This window comes from Pseudomonas sp. 5.2, assembly GCF_059025405.1.
This window is the reverse complement of record NZ_JBYBHH010000003.1, coordinates 120,266-138,101: the sequence shown is the minus strand read 5'-3', so window position 1 is coordinate 138,101 and position 17,836 is coordinate 120,266. Positions and strand designations below refer to the sequence as shown.

The following is a 17,836-nucleotide window of genomic DNA, read 5'->3' as shown; positions in this document are numbered from 1 at the left end:
GGCATGTGATGCCCTTGTGGGAGCGGGTTCACCGGGGCGCCGGACCGCCGCGAAGAGGCCGGCCCTGGCAGCACAAAACGTGAACAGGGCTAACCTTCTTCAACCCACCGCACATCCATGCAATCCCTGACCAGGCTTGAACCGGCATGCTCCGCAGTTGCGCTTGCCGCTGCCGCACCCAGACGGAGAAGACCATGTCCCAGGACCCTAACGACAAGAGCCGTCGCCAGTTCCTCGCCACCAGCACCGTGCTCGGTGCCGCCGGCGCGCTCTGGTCCGCATTGCCCTTCGCCGGCTCCGCCGGTTCCGCCCATGCATCCACTCAAGGAGGCTCCATGACCGCCGACCTCATTCTGTTCAATGGCAAACTGCACACTGTCGACCGTGAGAAGCCCACCGCCACCGCCGTCGCCATCAAGGACGGCCGCTTCATCGCCGTCGGCAGCGACGCCGAAGCCATGGCCCACAAAAGCGCCACCACGCAGATCATCGACCTCAAGCAGCGCACGGTCATCCCGGGCCTGAACGACTCCCACCTGCACCTGATCCGCGGTGGCCTGAACTACAACCTGGAGCTGCGCTGGGAAGGCGTACCTTCGGTAGCCGATGCCCTGCGCATGCTCAAGGACCAGGCCGCCCGTACCCCGACCCCGCAGTGGGTGCGTGTGGTCGGTGGCTGGAACGAGTTCCAGTTCGCTGAAAAGCGCATGCCGACCCTGGAAGAAATCAACCAGGCCGCGCCCGATACCCCAGTGTTCCTGCTGCACCTGTACGACCGCGCGCTGCTCAACCGCGCCGCGCTCAAAGCCGTGGGTTACACCAAGGACACGCCGAACCCGCCGGGTGGCGAGATCCAGCGCAACAAGTTCGGCGAGCCGACCGGCATGCTCATCGCCCGCCCTAACGCGATGATCCTCTACGCCACCCTGGCCAAAGGGCCGAAGCTGCCGCTGGAGTACCAGGTCAACTCGACCCGCCAGTTCATGCGTGAGCTCAACCGCCTGGGCCTGACCAGCGCCATCGACGCCGGGGGCGGCTACCAGAACTTCCCCGACGATTACTCGGTGATCCAGGAGCTGGCAGACAACAACCAGCTGACCGTGCGCATCGCCTACAACCTGTTCACCCAGAAGCCCAAGGAAGAACTCGACGACTTCAAGAAGTGGACCTCCAGCGTCAAGCTGCACAGCGGCACCGACTTCCTGCGCCATAACGGCGCGGGTGAGATGCTGGTGTTCTCCGCGGCCGACTTCGAGGACTTCCTCGAGCCGCGCCCGGACCTGCCGCAAACCATGGAAGAAGAGCTGGAACCGGTGGTACGCCACCTGGTCGAGCAGCGCTGGCCGTTCCGCCTGCACGCCACCTACAACGAATCCATCACGCGCATGCTGGATGTGTTCGAGAAGGTCAACCGCGACATCCCGTTCAATGGCCTGCCGTGGTTCTTCGACCACGCCGAGACCATCACCCCGCAGAACATCGAGCGCGTGCGCGCCTTGGGCGGCGGTATCGCCATCCAGGACCGCATGGCCTTCCAGGGTGAGTACTTCGTCGACCGCTACGGCGCCAAGGCTGCCGAGCAGACCCCGCCGATCAAGCGCATGCTCGACATGGGCGTGCCGGTTGGGGCCGGTACCGACGCGACCCGCGTCTCCAGCTACAACCCGTGGACTTCGCTGTACTGGCTGGTCAGCGGCAAGACCGTCGGCGGCATGGAGCTGTACCCCGAGGGCCTGAGCCGTGACACCGCGCTGCAGTTGTTCACGCAGGGCAGCGCCTGGTTCTCCAGCGAGCAGGGCAAGAAGGGCCAGATCAAGGTTGGCCAGTTGGCGGACTTGGCGGCGTTGTCGCTGGACTTCTTCAGTGTCGAGGAAGAAGCGATCAAGGGCATCGAGTCGGTGCTGACCATCGTTGACGGCAAGGTCGTGTACGCTGCCGGCGAGTTCGACAGGCTCGGCCCACCGCAGGTACCGGTATTGCCGGAATGGTCGCCGGTGGCCAAGGTGCCGGGGCACTGGCGTGTGGGTACGCCATCGTTGGCAGCGGCGGTGCACCAGTGCAGCGGGCCGTGTGGGGTGCATGCACACAGCCACGAGAAGGCGCGGCATTCCAGCGTGCCGGTGAACGACTTCCAAGGGTTCTGGGGGGCGTTGGGGTGTTCGTGTTTTGCGTTCTAAGCTGATGTGAAGAAGGGGCCCATCAGGGCCCCTTTTTTGTTTGTGCTGGCGTCAATGCTGTGGCTTGTGCGACTGCCCAGCCAATAGGTGCCGAATCTGCACCGGCACACCTTCTGTCTGCAGCATCCGCACCCGCGCTTCGATCTTCAGCTCGCCTCGGGTCACCCGGTGGTGATGGCGCAGGTGCTCCAGCCACGATTCCTCGAAGAAGAACTCCAGCCACAGGTGCGGGTCGGCACTGTCGCGCATCAACCCCCACGACAACGCGCCATTGCGCTTGCGCATGGCTTCCAGTTCGCGCGCTGCCAGCTGGAACGCCTCGGCCTTGGCCGGTTCGATGTGGTACTCGACTGTGACCATCACCGGCCCGCTGTCCTGGTCCAGGTCATCGTCCAGCAACGGCGCTGGCCAATGCAGCGATGGGGTCAATTCCTCGGCCTCAGTTTCGGGCAGGGTCACCTTGCAGGTCAGCAGGGTCCCAAGCCCCAGGCCACCGGCTGCCAGCAGCAGGCTCAGGGTGATCGATGCATGGCTGGCCAGTGTGCCCCACAGCAGGCCGCCACACGCCATCGCGCCGAAGAAGATCAGGATATACACCGACAGCGCCCGCGCCCGCACCCAGGCGGGTACCGAGGTTTGCGCCGCAACTTGCAGGTTGGACAGCACTGCGATCCACGCTGCGCCGCTGAGCAGCATCGCCGGCAGCAGCACATAGAAGTTGCGCACCAAGGCCAGGGCTAGAAGGAACAGCGCGTACAGCAGGCTGGCAAGCATCACCAGGCGATCTCGGCTGATCCGCTCGCGCAGGCGCGGCAACAACGTCGCGCCGGCCACCGCGCCGATGCCGATCGCCGCCAGCAACAGGCCGAAATCGGATGCTGTGCCGTGCATCTCGCCGCGTACGATCAAGGGCAGCAACGAGGTGCCGGCGCTGGCGCAGAGAAAGAACGCCAGCGCCCGCACCAAGACTGCTTGCAGCGGTTTGGCGCTACGCGCAAAGCGCAACCCGGTGCGCATGGCGCCGATAAAACGTTCGGCCGGCAGCAGCGGCTCCTTCACGTCGCGCTTCCACAGTAGCAACACCACAATCACCCCGGCGAACGATACGGCATTCAGGGCAAAGGTCAGCCATGGCCCCACCAGGCTTACCACCACGCCTGCCAAGGCCGGGCCGATTGCCCGCGAGACATTGATGCCGACACTGGAAATGGCCACGGCGTTGGCCAGGTCTTCCTTGCCCACCAGCTCCGGTGTCAGCGCACTCCAGGCCGGCATCATCAGCGCTGTGCCGATGCCTAAGGCCAGCGTCAGTACCAGCAGTAAGGTGACATTCATCATGCCGAGCAGGCTCAAGGCCGCCAGCACCACGGCAACGGCTGACATCCACAGTTGCACCAGTAACAGGTAGCGGCGTTTGTCGACGATATCCGCCGCCGCGCCGGCGGGCAGGGCGAGGAAGAACATCGGCAGCGAACCCGCCACCTGGATCAGTGCCACGTGCAGCGGGCTGGCCGACAGCGTGGTCATCAACCAGCCAGCGCCCACCTCGTGCATCCAGGTGCCGATGTTGGAGGCGATGGTGGCGATCCACAGCATGCGGAATGTGGTGTTGCGCAAGGGGCTCCAAGCGCCTGAGGGGGAGGTGCTCATTTCAGAAGCCGCCTTTGAGTGGGTATTCGATGATCAAGTAGAGGCGGTCAATATCATCGCCCGCCTGGGCTTGGTTGGCGCGGTGGCTGACGTGGGACAGCGCCAGGCTGAGGTCTTTGGCGGCACCGGACTGCACCACGTACTTGAGGTCGACATCGCGCTCCCAGTGACGCCCGCCCTGGCCCTGTTGCGAGGTGTAGGCGCCACCTGCCGGGGCATGCGTGCCATCGACACCGCGGCCGCTGACGTAGCGGCCCATCAGGCTCAGGCCGGGCATGCCGAGGGTGGCGAAGTCGAGGTCGTAACGCAGTTGCCACGAACGCTCGCCGGGGCCGTTGAAGTCGGCGTACTTGATCGAGTTGGCCAGGTAGATGGAGTCGCCGCCGACGAAGTCGAAGGGGGTGTCGCCCTCGACCTTCTGGTAGGCCAGGGTCAGCGCCTGGGCACCGAAGCGGTACTTGCCCGCCAGGCTGTAGGCGGTGGTGTCGATGGCGCCAGCGCTGGCGTTGCCGGTATCACGGGTTTTGTAGAGGTTGCCGTCCAGGCGCCAATTGCCCTCGGCCAGGTTGAGATTGAGGTAGGCCTGGCGCCAGGTGTCTTGCAGCTGGCTGGCGTACAGCGCACCGCCGAACGGGCCATCGGGGGCGAACGTGGCGCCGGCCAGGCTGATAGCGCGGCCATGGGTGGTGGCGCCGTAGCCGGCAAAATCGTCGTGGGTCGAGCTGTTGTCCTGGTTGTTGAACGCAGTGAAGCGGCCCGCCTGCAGGCGCCAGTCGGGCAGGTCGGTGTTCTCCAGCAACCAACCCGTGGCGTATTCGGGGTGCAGGCGTTTGTCGCCGGTGTCGAACACCGGTGTCTCGACAGTCATCTCGCCGTAGCGCAGCAGGGTATTGCCCAGGCGTAGCTTGAGGGCTGCACCGGCGCTGGAATAGTCGGACTCGGCACGGCCATCGCTGTCACGCGGTAGCAAGCCGGTACCGGCATGGCCGCGGCCACCGTCGAGCTTGAGGCCAAGAAAACCATGCGCGTCGATGCCAACACCCACCGTGCCTTCGGTGAACCCCGAACGGATTTCACCGATGAAGCCTTGGGCCCATTCCTGGCGGTAGTTTTGGCCGCTGCCGGAAGGCGAGCGGAAGTCGCTGTGCAGGAAGTAGTTGCGGCTGAGCAGCGACCAGCCGGGTTCATCTGCCTGGCTAAGTGCGGGGCAGAGGGCGAGGGAGGCGAGCAGGGCGCGGCCTGGTCCGTGATTGGCGCGGATCATGAGGGCTCCGGGGTGGATGATCCGAGACTGTGAGGCAAGCGTAGGCCAAGGTCTTGTAAGGGTGTGCTGGCCTCTTCGCGGGGCAAGCCCGCTCCCACAGGGACCGCGTGGTCTCCAGGGCGCTGGTGCCCCGGAGGGAGGGCACCGGGGTGGATGATCCGAGACTGTGGCGCACACCTAGGCGAGGGGCAAGCCCGCTCCCACAGGGTTGGCGTGATCTCCAGGGCGCTGGTGCCCCTGTGGGAGCGGGCTTGCCCCGCGAAGAGGCCGGTACGGACAGCAACTGACTCAGGCCATGTCGCTGATCGCGAACTCCTCGGCCAGGTGATCGATCAGCGACCGCACCGACGGCAACAACCCGCGCCGTGACGGGAAGATCGCATGCACGATGCCGCACCGCGGGTGCCACTCCGGCAGCAACTCCACCAGCCGGCCCTCGGCCAAGTCTTCGCGCACGGCGACCCGTGGCAAGTGCGCGATGCCAACCCCGGCCACTACAAAATGCCGCAGCGCGAACAGGTCGTCGGTGACCATGCGCGGCGTGTGCTGGATCACGATGCTGCGGCTCATGTCCTCGCCCTGGAACAGCTCCCATTGGTACTCACGCTGGGCGCTGCCCCAATGCACGCTGGGCAGCGTGCCAAGCAGCTGCGGGTCGAAGCCTTCGGGCAGTTGCGCCAGGTACTGCGGATGCCCCACCAGGCACTGGGTACTGTTGCTCAGCACCTTCATCACCATGTCGGTGTTTTCCAGTGGCGGAAAGCGCACGCGCAGCGCGACATCGAAGCCTTCGTGCAGCAGGTCGACGCGGCGGTTGGTGCTTTCGATGAACAGCTCCACCTGCGGGTACTTGAGCATGTAGCGGGTCAGCATTGGCCCGACCCAGGAATTGAGCAGGGTGGTCGGGCAGCTGATGCGCACCAGGCCGCGAGGCTCGCTGCGGTTGCGCTCGATGATCTCCGCCGCGCCCTCGGCCTCCACGCGCATGGCCAGGCAGCGGTTGTAGTAGGCCTGGCCAATTTCGGTCAACGAGCAGTGCCGGCTGGTGCGGTGCAGCAGGCGCACGCCCAGGCGGTCCTCAAGGTCGGCAATGCGCCGGCTGAGTTTTGACTTGGGCATGTCCAGCGCCCGCCCGGCCGGGGCGAAGCCGCCGTGCTCGACGACTTGGGTGAAGTAGTAGAGGGAGTTGAGGTCTTCCAATGATCGTTCTCCAAATGGAACGCTAAAGGCAATTTTCGCAGTCTACCGCAGCAAAGGTGATGAATTTAATCTGTGCCCATCAACGCGAAACACCCCACTTACTGAAAACATCGAAACCTTTTAGGAGCACGGACCATGAGCAAATTCACCTACAACCGCCTGAACAAAGATGACGCCGCTGTGCTGCTGGTCGACCACCAGGCTGGCCTGTTGTCCCTGGTCCGTGACATCGAACCGGACAAATTCAAGAACAACGTACTGGCCCTGGCGGACCTGGCCAAGTTCTTCAACCTGCCAACCATCCTTACCACCAGCTTCGAGCAAGGCCCCAACGGCCCGCTGGTGCCCGAGCTGAAAGCGCTGTTCCCAGAGGCCCCGTACATTGCCCGCCCAGGCCAGATCAACGCCTGGGACAACGAAGATTTCGTCAAGGCAGTGAAGGCCACTGGCAAGAAGCAGCTGATCATCGCCGGTGTAGTGACCGAGGTCTGTGTGGCATTCCCGGCGCTGGCAGCCTTGGAAGAAGAGTTCGAGGTGTTCGTGGTGACCGACGCTTCCGGCACCTTCAATGCAATGACCCGCGATGCCGCCCATGACCGCATGAGCCGTGCCGGTGCGCAGCTGATGACCTGGTTCGGCGTGGCCTGTGAGCTGCACCGCGACTGGCGCAATGACGTCGAAGGGTTGGCAGCACTGTGCTCCAACCACATTCCGGATTATCGGAATTTGATGACCAGCTACAACGCGCTGACGGCGGGTAAGTAATCACCCGCTAGTGGCAAACGAAAAGGCCGGCGCCCTGTGAGGGTGCCGGCTTTTTTGTCGCTGTGCAGGGGTGGATCAGCGAGCGCTCAACGCCGAATAGCTGTTCATCAGGTTGCGGTAGTTGGGAATCCGCTGCGACAGCAGATTGCCCAGCCCTTCAATGTCGTTGCGCCAGTCGCGGTGCAGCTCACAGGCCACCGAGAACCAGTTCATCATTTGTGCGCCCGCTTGGGTCATGCGTACCCACGCGGCCTGCTGCACGGTTTCGTTGAAGGTGCCGGAAGCGTCGGTCACCACGAACACCTCGAAGCCTTCAGCCAGCGCCGACAAGGTCGGGAAGGCCACGCACACGTCAGTGACCACGCCGGCGATGATCAGCTGCTTGCGGCCTGTCGCCTTGATCGCCTTGACGAAGTCTTCGTTGTCCCAGGCGTTGATCTGGCCAGGGCGGGCAATGTACGGCGCGTCTGGGAACATCTCTTTCAGCTCGGGCACCAGCGGGCCGTTGGGGCCTTGTTCGAAGCTGGTGGTGAGGATGGTCGGCAGGCCGAAGAACTTGGCCAGGTCGCCCAGGGCCAGTACGTTGTTCTTGAACTCGTTAGGCGAGAAGTCCTGCACCAGGGAGATCAGGCCGGTCTGGTGGTCGACCAGCAGCACCACCGCGTCGTCTTTGTTCAGGCGCTTGTAATCCGGTTGGCTCATGAGGGTAACTCCTTGCATTGGGCTTAGGGTGTGAAACTCAGGTGTACTACCCGAAGGTGGTATACCAATGGATAAAAGGCGCTTAAGAATGCGTGCCGGACGCGGCACCTTGCGTGGTCAACCGCCACGCTTTGGGCGGCTGGCCGACCAGGCGGCTGAAAGCCCGGGTGAAATGGGACTGGTCGCAGAAACCACATTCGAGGCTGACATGGGTGATCGGCGCCTCGGTGGCCAGCAGGCGTTTGGCCTTCTCCATGCGCGCCAGCAGGCGCCAGGCCTGGGGCGACAAACCTGTGTTGACCTTGAACGCGCGCGAGAAATGGCTGCGGGTCAGGTTGCACACACCGGCGATCTCGATGATCGACAAAGGGCTGTGCAGCATCAGTTCCTTGGCCTGGCGCAGCCGCGCAGGGGTCAGCGCGCCTGGGGCCGGTGAGGTGCTGCGGATCGTCAGAGGGCTCATGGCGACTCTCCTGTTCAATGAGGAAAGTCTCGCCCCCGGGTCATGACAAAGTCCTGAGGCAAACCTGAAGAGTTCTTAATTGTGCAGTGCTGGCCCTGGCCGCTATACCAATACCTTAAGATGCGCGCGTGTTCAGTTTCAGGCCGCTACCGGCGGCCCGCATTCAAGGCGAAAGAGGCATGCAGGAAAATCCCGCCCACCGCACCGTGGCGATGGTGCTGTTCAATGATGTGCTGTTGCTGGATGTCACCGGCCCCATGGACGCCTTTGCCATCGCCAACCGGTTTTTGCCCGCTGAGCGGCAGTACCGGCTGATCACCTTGGCCGAAGGCCAGGGTACGGTGCGCGGCTCATGCGGGCTGAGGGTGATGGCCGACCTGCGCCTGGAAGAGCTGCCCGAAGCCGTCGACCTGTTGCTGGTACCCGGCGGCCCAGGGGCCTATGACGTCGCCCTGCCGGGCCTTGAGCACTGGCTGCCACAGGCCGTGCGCGGGGCCAAGCGGTTTGGTGCCATCTGCACCGGCGTGTTCTTGCTGGGCCGGGCCGGCCTGCTCGGCGGCTATCGCTGCACCACCCACTGGAACTACGTCGAACGGCTGGCGCGGGCCTTCCCTGAGGCGAACGTCGAGACCGAACAGATCTACGTGATCGACCGCTGCCTGATCACCTCGGGCGGCATCACCGCCGGTATCGACCTGGCGCTGGCCGTGGTCGCCGAAGACCACGGCAAGGCCCTGGCCCTGGAAGTGGCCAAGGTGCTGCTGGTCGCTCGCCATCGTCAGGGCGGGCAAACCCCGTATGGGCCGTTGCTGGCGGCCGTGCCGCGTGATGATTCACCAACCGCGCGGGTGCAGGCCTATCTCGTCGACCATATCGACCTGGCCTTTACCGTGCAGAAAATGGCCGACCTGGTGGCCATGAGCAGCCGCAACTTTGCCCGTACATTCCAGCGCGAGGTCGGTATCACGCCGTTGCAGTACCTGCAAAATGCGCGCATTGACCAAGCGCGCAAACTGCTCGAAGGCAGCGACCTGGCGTTGAAGGTGGTGGCGGCACGCTGTGGGTTTGGCAGTGATCGGCATATGCGCAAGGTGTTTTGCGAGCGCATCGGCATGACGCCAGCACAGTACCGGGCGCAGTTTGGCGAAAGCTGAGCCGATGCGCGTGTGATCAGCTGATTGTCTTGCTAAGCGGGACAATGTTTCTCCTGCAAGCCGGATTGTCTGATACCCGCACAATGCCCAGAATTGCCGGCCACATTGTTCAACGCTGCCCCGGCAGCTCATGGAGTACGAGCCAATGCCACACGAAGGCAGCCTTCTGCAAACCGCGGTGATCTTCCTGCTCGCTGCAGTCCTTGCTGTTCCCCTGGCCAAGCGCCTGCAACTGGGCGCCGTGATCGGCTACCTGCTGGCCGGCGTGGCCATCGGCCCGCAGGCACTGGGGCTGATCCGCGATACCGAAAGCGTCGCGCACATCTCGGAACTCGGCGTGGTGTTGCTGTTGTTCATCATCGGCCTGGAACTGTCGCCCAAGCGTTTGTGGCTGATGCGCAAGTCGGTGTTCGGCGTGGGCGCTGCGCAGGTACTGCTGACCGGCGCGGTGATTGGCGCCATCGCCCTGTTCGGCTTCGCCCAGTCACTGGCCGCCGCCTTGGTGCTGGGCCTGGGCCTGGCACTGTCATCCACCGCCCTGGGCCTGCAGAGCCTGGCCGAAAGCAAGCAGCTCAACGCGCCGCACGGTCGCCTGGCGTTTGCCATCCTGCTGTTCCAGGACATCGCTGCCATTCCGCTGATTGCCCTGGTCCCGCTGCTGGCCGCCAGCGGCCCGGATACCGGCCACGGTGACAGCCTTGAACATGCACTGAAGGTGTTCGCCAGCATCGCCGTGGTCATCGTGGGCGGCCGCTACTTGCTGCGCCCGGTGTTCCGCATCGTCGCGCGCACCGGCCTGCCAGAGGTTTCAACCGCCACCGCACTGCTGGTGGTGATCGGCACCGCCTGGCTGATGGAAGAGGCCGGTATTTCCATGGCCTTGGGTGCATTCCTGGCCGGCCTGTTGCTGGCCGACTCGGAGTACCGGCACGAGCTGGAATCGCAGATCGAGCCGTTCAAAGGGCTGTTGCTGGGGCTGTTCTTCATCAGTGTTGGCATGGGCGCCAACCTCAGCCTGCTGCTGGAAATGCCACTGGTGCTGCTGGGCCTGACCCTGCTGCTGATCGCGGTCAAGCTGACCTTGCTGATAGTGGTCGGCCGGCTGGCCGGCGGCCTCAACAGCGCCAGCGCCCTGCGCCTGGGCATGGTGCTGGCGGCGGGTGGCGAGTTCGCCTTCGTGGTGTTCAAGCTGGGCAAGGACCAAGGCTTGTTCGACACGCAGACCTACGACCTGCTGATGATGACCATCACCTTGTCGATGGCCATCACGCCCCTGTTGATGCTCGGCTGCGCCCGTGCCCTCAAGCGCCCGCAACCGCAGCGTGAAGTGCCCGAACAGTACAAGCAGATCCAGACCGATGCACCGCGCGTGGTGATCGTTGGCATGGGCCGCATGGGGCAGATCGTCTCGCGCATCCTGCGTGCCCAGAAGATCCCTTTCATCGCCCTGGAAACCTCGGTGGACGCCATCGAGATGACCCGCATGTTCGAGCAGGCCCCAGTGTTCTACGGTGACCCCCTGCGCCCCGAAGTGCTGCATGCGGCCAAGGTGGGCGAGGCGGAGTATTTCGTGATCACTACCGACGACCCGGAAGTCACCACCCGCACGGCGGAGCGGGTCAAACGCCTGTACCCGCACCTGAAAGTGCTGGCCCGGGCACGTAACCGCCAGCATGTTCACAAGCTGGTGGACGTGGGTGCCGAGCCCATTCGCGAGACGTTCTACTCAAGCCTGGAGCTGACCCGCCGTGCGCTGGTGGGGTTAGGGTTGAGTGACGAACAAGCGGCGGACCGTATTGCGCGGTTCACCCAGCATGACGAAGAAGTGCTGGAGGCGCAGGGGCAGGTGCGCGATGACCGGGCCAAGGTGATGCAGACGGCGAAGGAAGCGCGGGTGGAGTTGGAGCGGTTGTTTGATTCGGATGCGGATTGAGTTTTGATTTTGCGCAGTGTCACCGTCCGCTATCTACATGGGATGTTTCCCAGAGTTTTTCCATCATAGACTGGGGCTGCAGGGCAGCCCTTCGCGGGCAAACACACGGCCCTGTGGGAGCGGGCTTGCCCGCGAAGAGGCCGGTGCAGGCTAAAACACGTCAATCATCCGCCCGAACCGGCACCGTCAACCTGATCCGGCACCCGCCCAGCTCCGAAACCTGAGCCTGCAACTGCCCACCATGGGCCTGAATCACCGAGCTGCAGATCGCCAGCCCCATCCCCAGCCCGCCACTCTTGGTGGTGTAGAACGCACCAAACACCCGCTCCAGCTCCTCTGGCGCAATCCCTGGCCCATTGTCGTCCACGCAAATCTCCACCCCCGCCTCGACCACGGCAGACGTGATGCGCAACAGGCCATCGTCGCGGAACCCCGCCAGCGCTTCCAGGGCATTGGTGATCAGGTTGTAGATCAGCTGCTGCAACTGCACCGGGTCGGCCATGAGGCTCGTTGCGGCCTGCAACCGGGTTTGCACCTTCACGCCGCCTTTCAAGGCATCCGAGGATGTCAGGCGCACCACTTCCAGAATCAGCGCATCGAGCTTCACCGGCTTGAGTTGTATCGGCGACTGTTTGGCCAGCGACCGCAGTGCGCGGACGATGTTGGCTGCCCGTTCACTGTCGTTGCGGATATCTTCCAGGCCGGCGATGGCTTCTTCCAGGTCGGGCTTGCCGCGCTTGAGCCAGCGCAGGCTGGCGGCCGCATTGGCGGCGATGCCGAGCAGGGGCTGGCTGATCTCGTGGGCGATGGAGGCGGACAACTCGTTCATCACCTGCAGGTGCGCGCTGCGGGCCAGCTCTGCACGTGAGCGGCGCAGCTCGGCCTCCATCTGCGCGCGGCTCTGGTTGTCCTCGGCCAGGCGCGTATAGAACTTGGCCGTTTGCAGCGATACCGCAGCCTGCGAAGCGAGAATCTCCAGCATGGCCAGGCGCTGGCTGCCGAACAGGTTCGGCACCAGGCGGTTTTCCAGGTAGACCAGGCCGATCAGCACACCCTGCAGCAGCAGCGGCAGGCACAGCACCGAGCGGGCGTTGCGTGCGTGCAGCTCCTGGCGAAACGCTTCTGGGCAGTCGCTGAGGGCGTCGTTCAGCACCATGGGTTTCTTGGTGCGCAGGGTGGCATTGATGATCGACAGCGGCGCCTGGGTCAGGAACTTCTGGCAATTGTCCATGCGCACGTGCAGACCCGCATCGTCGATGTAGGCCAGCGCGGCCATCTGGAACTCGGCGCCGCTGACGATCAGCAGGGCACCGTGGTCGGCGCCGGAATGCTGGGTCAGGTGGCCCATCAAGGTTTCGATCAGGCCCTCTAGCAGCACCTCTTCGGACAGCGCGCGCGCGGCTTCCAGGCCGACTTCCAGGTCGAGCCTGGCCTGGCTGGCAGAGCGGTAGGTTTCCTGTACGGGCTGGGTGCGCAGGAACGGGTGCAGGGTTTCGAGCTGGCGCACCTTGCCCGTGGCACCCCAGATGTGGAAGCAGTCACGGGCAATGCGCAGGTGCAGGTTGGCGCCAGAGATCAAGCCACTGGGGATGCACACTTCAGCCAATTGCTCGTGGGCCAGGGCCTGCTCATGGATGAAACCGGCGGCCGTGGCGGCGATCTGGGCCTGGTCGAAGCAGCGGATGGCGGCCAGGCCATCGCCGCTGAGCTTGGCGATCACACCTTCGATCAGCAGGAGCTTGTTGCGGAAGGTGACCGGGTTGAAGCTCGCCCACGCAGCAAAGCGCTCGCGCAATTCGTGCAGCGCAGCCAATTTGCCCATCGCGCTGCCCGGGGCTTCCGGGCTGCCCAGGGTCAGGCCGCGGAACAGGTGGTAGTCGGCCAGGTTGATGTGTGCAGGGGCGGCCCAGGCATGGCTGCCGGCGCTGGCGAGTTGGCGTACGGCCTGTTTGATATCGCCCAGGTAAAAGGCCGACATGCCGGCGTAGAGGTGCTTGAAGAACAGCGTGGTGCAGGACTTTATGGTGTGCACGCGGGCTTCGGCAGGCGCTTGGCACCCCAAGCGCGACGCAAGGCCGACCCTGCCGCTGCTGCCGGTCATGACAGCGACGAACGCCTGCTGGGCCAAGAGGATGTGTTCGACATCGCTGTAGCCGTAGCCGCGAACGGTGACCAACCCTTGCTCCACTTCGCCGCTGACTTCCTGCAAGGGTTGGCCCATGAACAGTGAGTCGGAAACCAGGTGATTGCGGGCATAGCAGGCCATCGCCAGGTCGCCGCTCAGGCGCGGCGATTCGACTGCTTCCAGTGCCGTGCGCCGGGCAAACTCCATCGGCGCGGTCCAGGCGCTGACCTGGTCGAGGGCGAGCAGGGCGCTGGTCAAGTCGGCCTCGAAACCGTGCCGCTCGATCAGCTTGAGCGCTGCCAGGCAGTAAGCATGGCCGTCGTGGTAGGCGGCAAAGCGCTCGGCCGCCATCACGCCGAACCAGGCCAGGCCATAGGTACTGCCGGGGGCGACGCCGTGGAGCAATGACAGCTCCATGATCTTGGCCAGGTGCAGGAAGCAGAGGTCGTCCTTGACGAAGAACGATGATGACAGGGTCGCCAGCAGCGCGATTGCCACCGCCGCGTCTTCCGAGTCGGCTCTGGGCAACGATTCCAGGCAATGACGGCCCTTGTTCTCGATCAGGGCGTGGATACGGCCATAGGCTGCCTCGACTTGCTCGGGGTGGATGCCCTGGGCGAGCGTGATGCCCAACAGCTCAAGGCCGCCGATGGCGCAGGCGATGGCGGCTGGGTAGTCCGAACGCAAGGTATGCAGGCGTGCTTCAAGCTTGCATACCCGGGCCTTGTCGAGCGCCGATAGCGCACGCTGGTGGCATTCGAGGATGCGAACGTTGGCCTGTGGCATGCGTGACAGTTGCATGTCGCACTCAGCGGCCAGGCAGGCGATGGCAAAGGCATGGTTTGCCTGGCTGCCGGGCGTGGTGCCGAGGCGCAGCAGTTCGTCGGCCGCCTGCAGGTAGCCGGCGGCCTGCTCATAGGCGGCATTGTCGCGCGCCCGCAACGCGGCCTCCTGCAGCAGCACCAGAAACCCTTCGCAGTCGCTGGCAGCAAATGCATGCGGGCAGGCCAACTGCACCTGGTTGGCGATTTCAAACACCGCGTCGTGCTGAGCTGTTTGCCAGGCCGCCCGCATGGTTTGGGCAATATGCGCGTGCAGCGCCGGCCGCTCGCGCGATGGGGTGAGTGCGTAGGCGGCGTCCAGTACGCGATCATGCGAGAACACCAGCGGCTTGTGTCCAGGTAGCAGGAAGCCCGCGCCAATCAAGGCCTTGAGCTGTTCGGCCAGTTGCTCGGCGGGCAGTGGCAGCATGCTGCGCAGCAGGCGCTCGTCGCATCGGCCACCCGCGGCGCTGGCAAAGCGCAGCACAGTGCGCTGGGCTTCAGGCAGGCGTGTCAGGCGATGGACCATCAGGTCGGCGACGTTGTCGGCATAGCGGTGTTGCGCTACTGCTGGCAGCGACCACGACCAGCGCATGGTCTGGGTGTCGAAGGTGAACAACTGGTCCTCGACCATCGCCCCGAGGATCTGGTGGATGAAGAACGGGTTGCCAGCGGTCTTCGCGTGCACCAGCTCGGCGAGCTGCAAGGCAGCGTCAGGCGCGGCGTGGTAGCGCTCGCTGATCATCTCCATCACGGCGCCGACGGTGAGGGGGCGTAGGTCTAGGGTGGTGCTACGGATGGACGCGGGGGTAGCCAGGGGCTTGCTGCCGGGTGGTGCATCGCTGCGCCGGGCGAAGATCAACAGCAGGTTGCTGGGTGCTTGCTCCAGCAGCTCATCAAGCAAGTGCAGCGTGGCGTCGTCAGCCCACTGCATGTCATCGAGAAACAGCGCCAATGGTCGCCCGGGGCGGCTGAACACCTGCAGGAATTCGACGATCGCTCGCAGCTCTTTCTGCAAGGCGAGCCGTGTGGGCTTTTCCGGGAACTCGGCCATGGGCCCGATCACCAGCTTCAAGTCTGGGGCCAGCTTGCCCAGCAAACGGCCGCGCCCTTTGATGCGCCGCAGAATTTCACGGCGCAGCGCGTCAAGGTCATCGCGGTTCTTGGCCAGCAACTGGGTGGTCAGCGAACCGAGAATCTCGATCCAGGGCCCATAGGGCACCGCCCGTTCCAGGCTGTTGCACTTGCCGCTGGCCCAATAACCCTCGGCGCCGCCCTTGAGCGCTGCCTGTACCAGGCTGGACTTGCCCATGCCGGTAGCGCCCTTGATGAACAGGGCCTGGGGCGCGCTGTCGCGGCGCAATGCCTTGAGCAGCAGGGTGATGACCTTCTGCTCGGCTGTGCGGCCATAGAGGCGTTCGTGGTTGGGCGAAAGGGGGTCAGCGCTGCCAGGCTCGAAATCTTCGATGGCCTGGGCCGCCAGCCACTGCCGCTGGCAGTGAGCAAAGTCCACCGCCAGCGCACGGGCGGTCTGGTAGCGGGCATCGGGCTCTTTGGCCAGGGCCTTGGCGAGGATGCGGCTGAGTGGCTGCGGCACGCGGTTGTCGACCTCGACGGCCGCCCGTGGCTGCACGCCGGCATGCAGCTGGCGCCAGTGCAGTGTGTCGCGCCCGGCGAGCGGCAACTCGCCCAGCAAAAGCTGGTACAGGATGGCACCCAGCGCATAGATATCGCTGCGTTGGTCGCTGCTGGAGCCGAGGGGGCAGATCTGTTCCGGCGCCAGGTAGGACCAATTGCCGATGGGGGCGCCTTGCTCGCTGATGAGTGAGTGCGCGTCCGCGCGAAACCCGCCAAGCCTCACCCGCTGCGCGTGCTGCACGCAGATATGCGCGGGTTGCAAGGCGCCGTGCAGTACGTTGGCAGCGTGTGCCAGCGCCAATGCTGATGCGGCGTTGACGGCGATGTCGAGGAAGCCGGGGAGCGCTGCCGGGCCTTGGGCGATGAGGTCGGCGACCGAGCGGCCGCCCGGATACACCAGCAGCGGCCCTTCGGCCGAACGCACATAGGCCGAGGGCATCACGGCCCACTTCGGGTCGAGGCGCAGGCGATAATCGTGCTCCAGGCGCTGGCAGGCAGCAGGGGATTCGATTGGGGCGCGCACAGCGATCCAGGCCTGCCCCGTGCCGGGGTCACACAGGCGGAAGTAGGTCAGCTCGCCTTCCTGCCCCAGGCGAGTGATGTCGCACCGATTCAACCAGCCCTCGTCGATCGACTGGTCATAATCGATGGGCCTGTAAGCGAGGCGTTCATCGAGCATCAAGCACCCCCTGCTAACCACATCCAAGGGCGCGAGTATACGCAGCGATCCCCCCGCGCATGCGCGGGCCAGACGGCTTGGCAGGAACGGGAACCATCTTGACCGTTATCGTCCCCTTGGCCGTGGCGGGCGCTTGTATAGTCCCAAGGCCAACCTATCCCTCGGGATAATTGTATGAATGCGGGCGCTGGCCTAGATTGCACGGGGCTGCGCAACCGCCCGGACCCGTGAGACTCGAGAAGACCATGATCCGATTTGGCAATGCCCAGGTGTCGCTGGAGCGACGAGAAGCGTTTCTCGACGGCAAGCCGATCGTGTTGGGCGGGCGCGCTTTCGAGGTGCTGGCAACACTGATTCGCGCCAAAGGCCGCGTGGTTGGCAAGGACGAGCTGTTCAGCCAGGTGTGGGCCGGCACGGTGGTCGAAGACAACAACCTGCAGGTGCAGATCTCCTTGTTGCGCAAGGCGTTCGGTGACCGCGGCCTGATCCAGACCGTGCCACGCCGCGGCTATCGGCTGGCGGCTGAAGTGGCCCTCGACCTGCCGGCGAGACCCACGAGCAACGCTTCGCTAGGCTTCGACCTCGATACGGCTGAGCCCGCGGCTGATTGCGCAGCGGTGCCCGTGCTGGTGGTGGATGACGACCCATCGGTGCTTAAAGCCTTGGGGCGACTCTTTCGCTCGCACGACATTGTGCATCGCCTGTACGCCTCGGCTGAGGCGCTGCTTGAAGCGCATGCCGACACGCCTTATGCCTGCCTGTTGCTGGACATGAACCTGCCTGAGGCCAGCGGTTTGGAGCTGCAGGCGATGGTGCGTCGGCTCGACCTGCCCTGGCCGATCGTGTTCATGACCGGCCACGGCACTATTCCCATGACCGTTCAGGCGATGCGTGCGGGTGCTGTGGAGTTCCTGACCAAGCCCTTTGATGAGGCGCAATTGCTGACCCTGCTGACGGCTCTGCGTGCCCGTGCGCTGACGGCTGGGCGCGCGTGGCGGCATACACGGCAAGTCAGGGAAAAGTACGCGCGGCTGACCCAACGTGAGCGGCAGGTGTTCGCGCTGGTGGTCGGCGGGTTGTCGCACAAACAGATTGCCAAAGAGATTGGCACCAGCGAGGTGACGACCAAGGTGCACAAGAAGAACATCATGAACAAGATGCAGTCCCGCTCGCTGGTCGAACTGGTCGCCATGCACAACGTGCTCGAGGCCCGTGCCGAGGGCCAGGGCGCCGCATGAAACCCGAGGTTGAACGCGACAGGGCGT

General features: G+C 64.5%; 11 protein-coding genes. 5 read left to right on the top strand and 6 right to left on the bottom strand.

Annotated elements, in window-relative coordinates; genetic code table 11:
- Positions 1 to 335: 335 nt before the first annotated feature.
- Positions 336 to 2,177 carry an amidohydrolase gene (locus AC5PZ0_RS06410; protein ID WP_027592188.1) on the top strand — a complete coding sequence of 614 codons (1,842 nt, stop codon included), beginning with the start codon at positions 336 to 338 and terminating at the stop codon, positions 2,175 to 2,177.
- A gap of 51 nt (positions 2,178 to 2,228) precedes the next feature.
- On the opposite strand, the gene AC5PZ0_RS06405 is transcribed toward AC5PZ0_RS06410, so the two are convergent.
- From AC5PZ0_RS06405 to AC5PZ0_RS06395, 3 genes are all read right to left on the bottom strand, one after another.
- A complete protein-coding gene (locus AC5PZ0_RS06405) occupies positions 2,229 to 3,827 on the bottom strand; it encodes an MFS transporter (protein WP_493854556.1) in 1,599 nt (532 codons plus the stop codon).
- 1 nt (position 3,828) lies between these two features.
- Entirely contained in the window at positions 3,829 to 5,091 is a 1,263-nt protein-coding gene (locus AC5PZ0_RS06400) for an OprD family porin (protein ID WP_493854555.1), read from the bottom strand.
- Between the two features lie 288 nt (positions 5,092 to 5,379).
- Positions 5,380 to 6,291 carry a LysR substrate-binding domain-containing protein gene (locus AC5PZ0_RS06395; RefSeq protein WP_493854554.1) on the bottom strand — a complete coding sequence of 304 codons (912 nt, stop codon included), beginning with the start codon at positions 6,289 to 6,291 and terminating at the stop codon, positions 5,380 to 5,382.
- Between the two features lie 135 nt (positions 6,292 to 6,426).
- Here AC5PZ0_RS06395 and ycaC (AC5PZ0_RS06390) point away from each other — a divergent pair, with 135 nt between their 5' ends.
- A complete protein-coding gene (gene ycaC / locus AC5PZ0_RS06390; RefSeq protein ID WP_099430781.1) occupies positions 6,427 to 7,056 on the top strand; it encodes an isochorismate family cysteine hydrolase YcaC in 630 nt (209 codons plus the stop codon).
- 75 nt (positions 7,057 to 7,131) lie between these two features.
- Here the strand turns inward: ycaC (AC5PZ0_RS06390) and ycaC (AC5PZ0_RS06385) are convergent, their stop codons facing one another.
- Positions 7,132 to 7,758, bottom strand: coding sequence for an isochorismate family cysteine hydrolase YcaC (gene ycaC / locus AC5PZ0_RS06385; protein WP_493854553.1), 627 nt, complete (start codon positions 7,756 to 7,758; stop codon positions 7,132 to 7,134).
- An 82-nt stretch (positions 7,759 to 7,840) separates the two neighbouring features.
- Entirely contained in the window at positions 7,841 to 8,221 is a 381-nt protein-coding gene (locus AC5PZ0_RS06380) for a helix-turn-helix domain-containing protein (protein WP_274884839.1), read from the bottom strand.
- Positions 8,222 to 8,400: 179 nt separating this feature from the next.
- Here AC5PZ0_RS06380 and AC5PZ0_RS06375 point away from each other — a divergent pair, with 179 nt between their 5' ends.
- Positions 8,401 to 9,375, top strand: coding sequence for a GlxA family transcriptional regulator (locus AC5PZ0_RS06375; protein ID WP_493854552.1), 975 nt, complete (start codon positions 8,401 to 8,403; stop codon positions 9,373 to 9,375).
- A 145-nt stretch (positions 9,376 to 9,520) separates the two neighbouring features.
- Entirely contained in the window at positions 9,521 to 11,308 is a 1,788-nt protein-coding gene (locus tag AC5PZ0_RS06370; protein WP_252826214.1) for a monovalent cation:proton antiporter-2 (CPA2) family protein, read from the top strand.
- 160 nt (positions 11,309 to 11,468) lie between these two features.
- Here AC5PZ0_RS06370 and AC5PZ0_RS06365 read toward each other — a convergent pair whose 3' ends face one another.
- Positions 11,469 to 16,571, bottom strand: coding sequence for a trifunctional serine/threonine-protein kinase/ATP-binding protein/sensor histidine kinase (locus AC5PZ0_RS06365; RefSeq protein WP_493854551.1), 5,103 nt, complete (start codon positions 16,569 to 16,571; stop codon positions 11,469 to 11,471).
- Positions 16,572 to 16,816: 245 nt separating this feature from the next.
- Here AC5PZ0_RS06365 and AC5PZ0_RS06360 point away from each other — a divergent pair, with 245 nt between their 5' ends.
- A complete protein-coding gene (locus AC5PZ0_RS06360) occupies positions 16,817 to 17,809 on the top strand; it encodes a response regulator (protein WP_493854550.1) in 993 nt (330 codons plus the stop codon).
- Positions 17,810 to 17,836 lie beyond the last annotated feature (27 nt).

What these genes read in the sequence shown, in the direction of transcription:
- AC5PZ0_RS06380 (WP_274884839.1), bottom strand. Translation starts at nt 8,221, where the DNA reads ATGAGCCCTCTGACGATCCGCAGCACCTCACCGGCCCCAGGCGCGCTG.
- ycaC (WP_493854553.1), bottom strand. Translation starts at nt 7,758, where the DNA reads ATGAGCCAACCGGATTACAAGCGCCTGAACAAAGACGACGCGGTGGTG.
- AC5PZ0_RS06370 (WP_252826214.1), top strand. Translation starts at nt 9,521, where the DNA reads ATGCCACACGAAGGCAGCCTTCTGCAAACCGCGGTGATCTTCCTGCTC.
- AC5PZ0_RS06410 (WP_027592188.1), top strand. Translation starts at nt 336, where the DNA reads ATGACCGCCGACCTCATTCTGTTCAATGGCAAACTGCACACTGTCGAC.
- AC5PZ0_RS06360 (WP_493854550.1), top strand. Translation starts at nt 16,817, where the DNA reads ATGATCCGATTTGGCAATGCCCAGGTGTCGCTGGAGCGACGAGAAGCG.
- ycaC (WP_099430781.1), top strand. Translation starts at nt 6,427, where the DNA reads ATGAGCAAATTCACCTACAACCGCCTGAACAAAGATGACGCCGCTGTG.
- AC5PZ0_RS06375 (WP_493854552.1), top strand. Translation starts at nt 8,401, where the DNA reads ATGCAGGAAAATCCCGCCCACCGCACCGTGGCGATGGTGCTGTTCAAT.
- AC5PZ0_RS06400 (WP_493854555.1), bottom strand. Translation starts at nt 5,091, where the DNA reads ATGATCCGCGCCAATCACGGACCAGGCCGCGCCCTGCTCGCCTCCCTC.
- AC5PZ0_RS06405 (WP_493854556.1), bottom strand. Translation starts at nt 3,827, where the DNA reads ATGAGCACCTCCCCCTCAGGCGCTTGGAGCCCCTTGCGCAACACCACA.
- AC5PZ0_RS06365 (WP_493854551.1), bottom strand. Translation starts at nt 16,571, where the DNA reads ATGCTCGATGAACGCCTCGCTTACAGGCCCATCGATTATGACCAGTCG.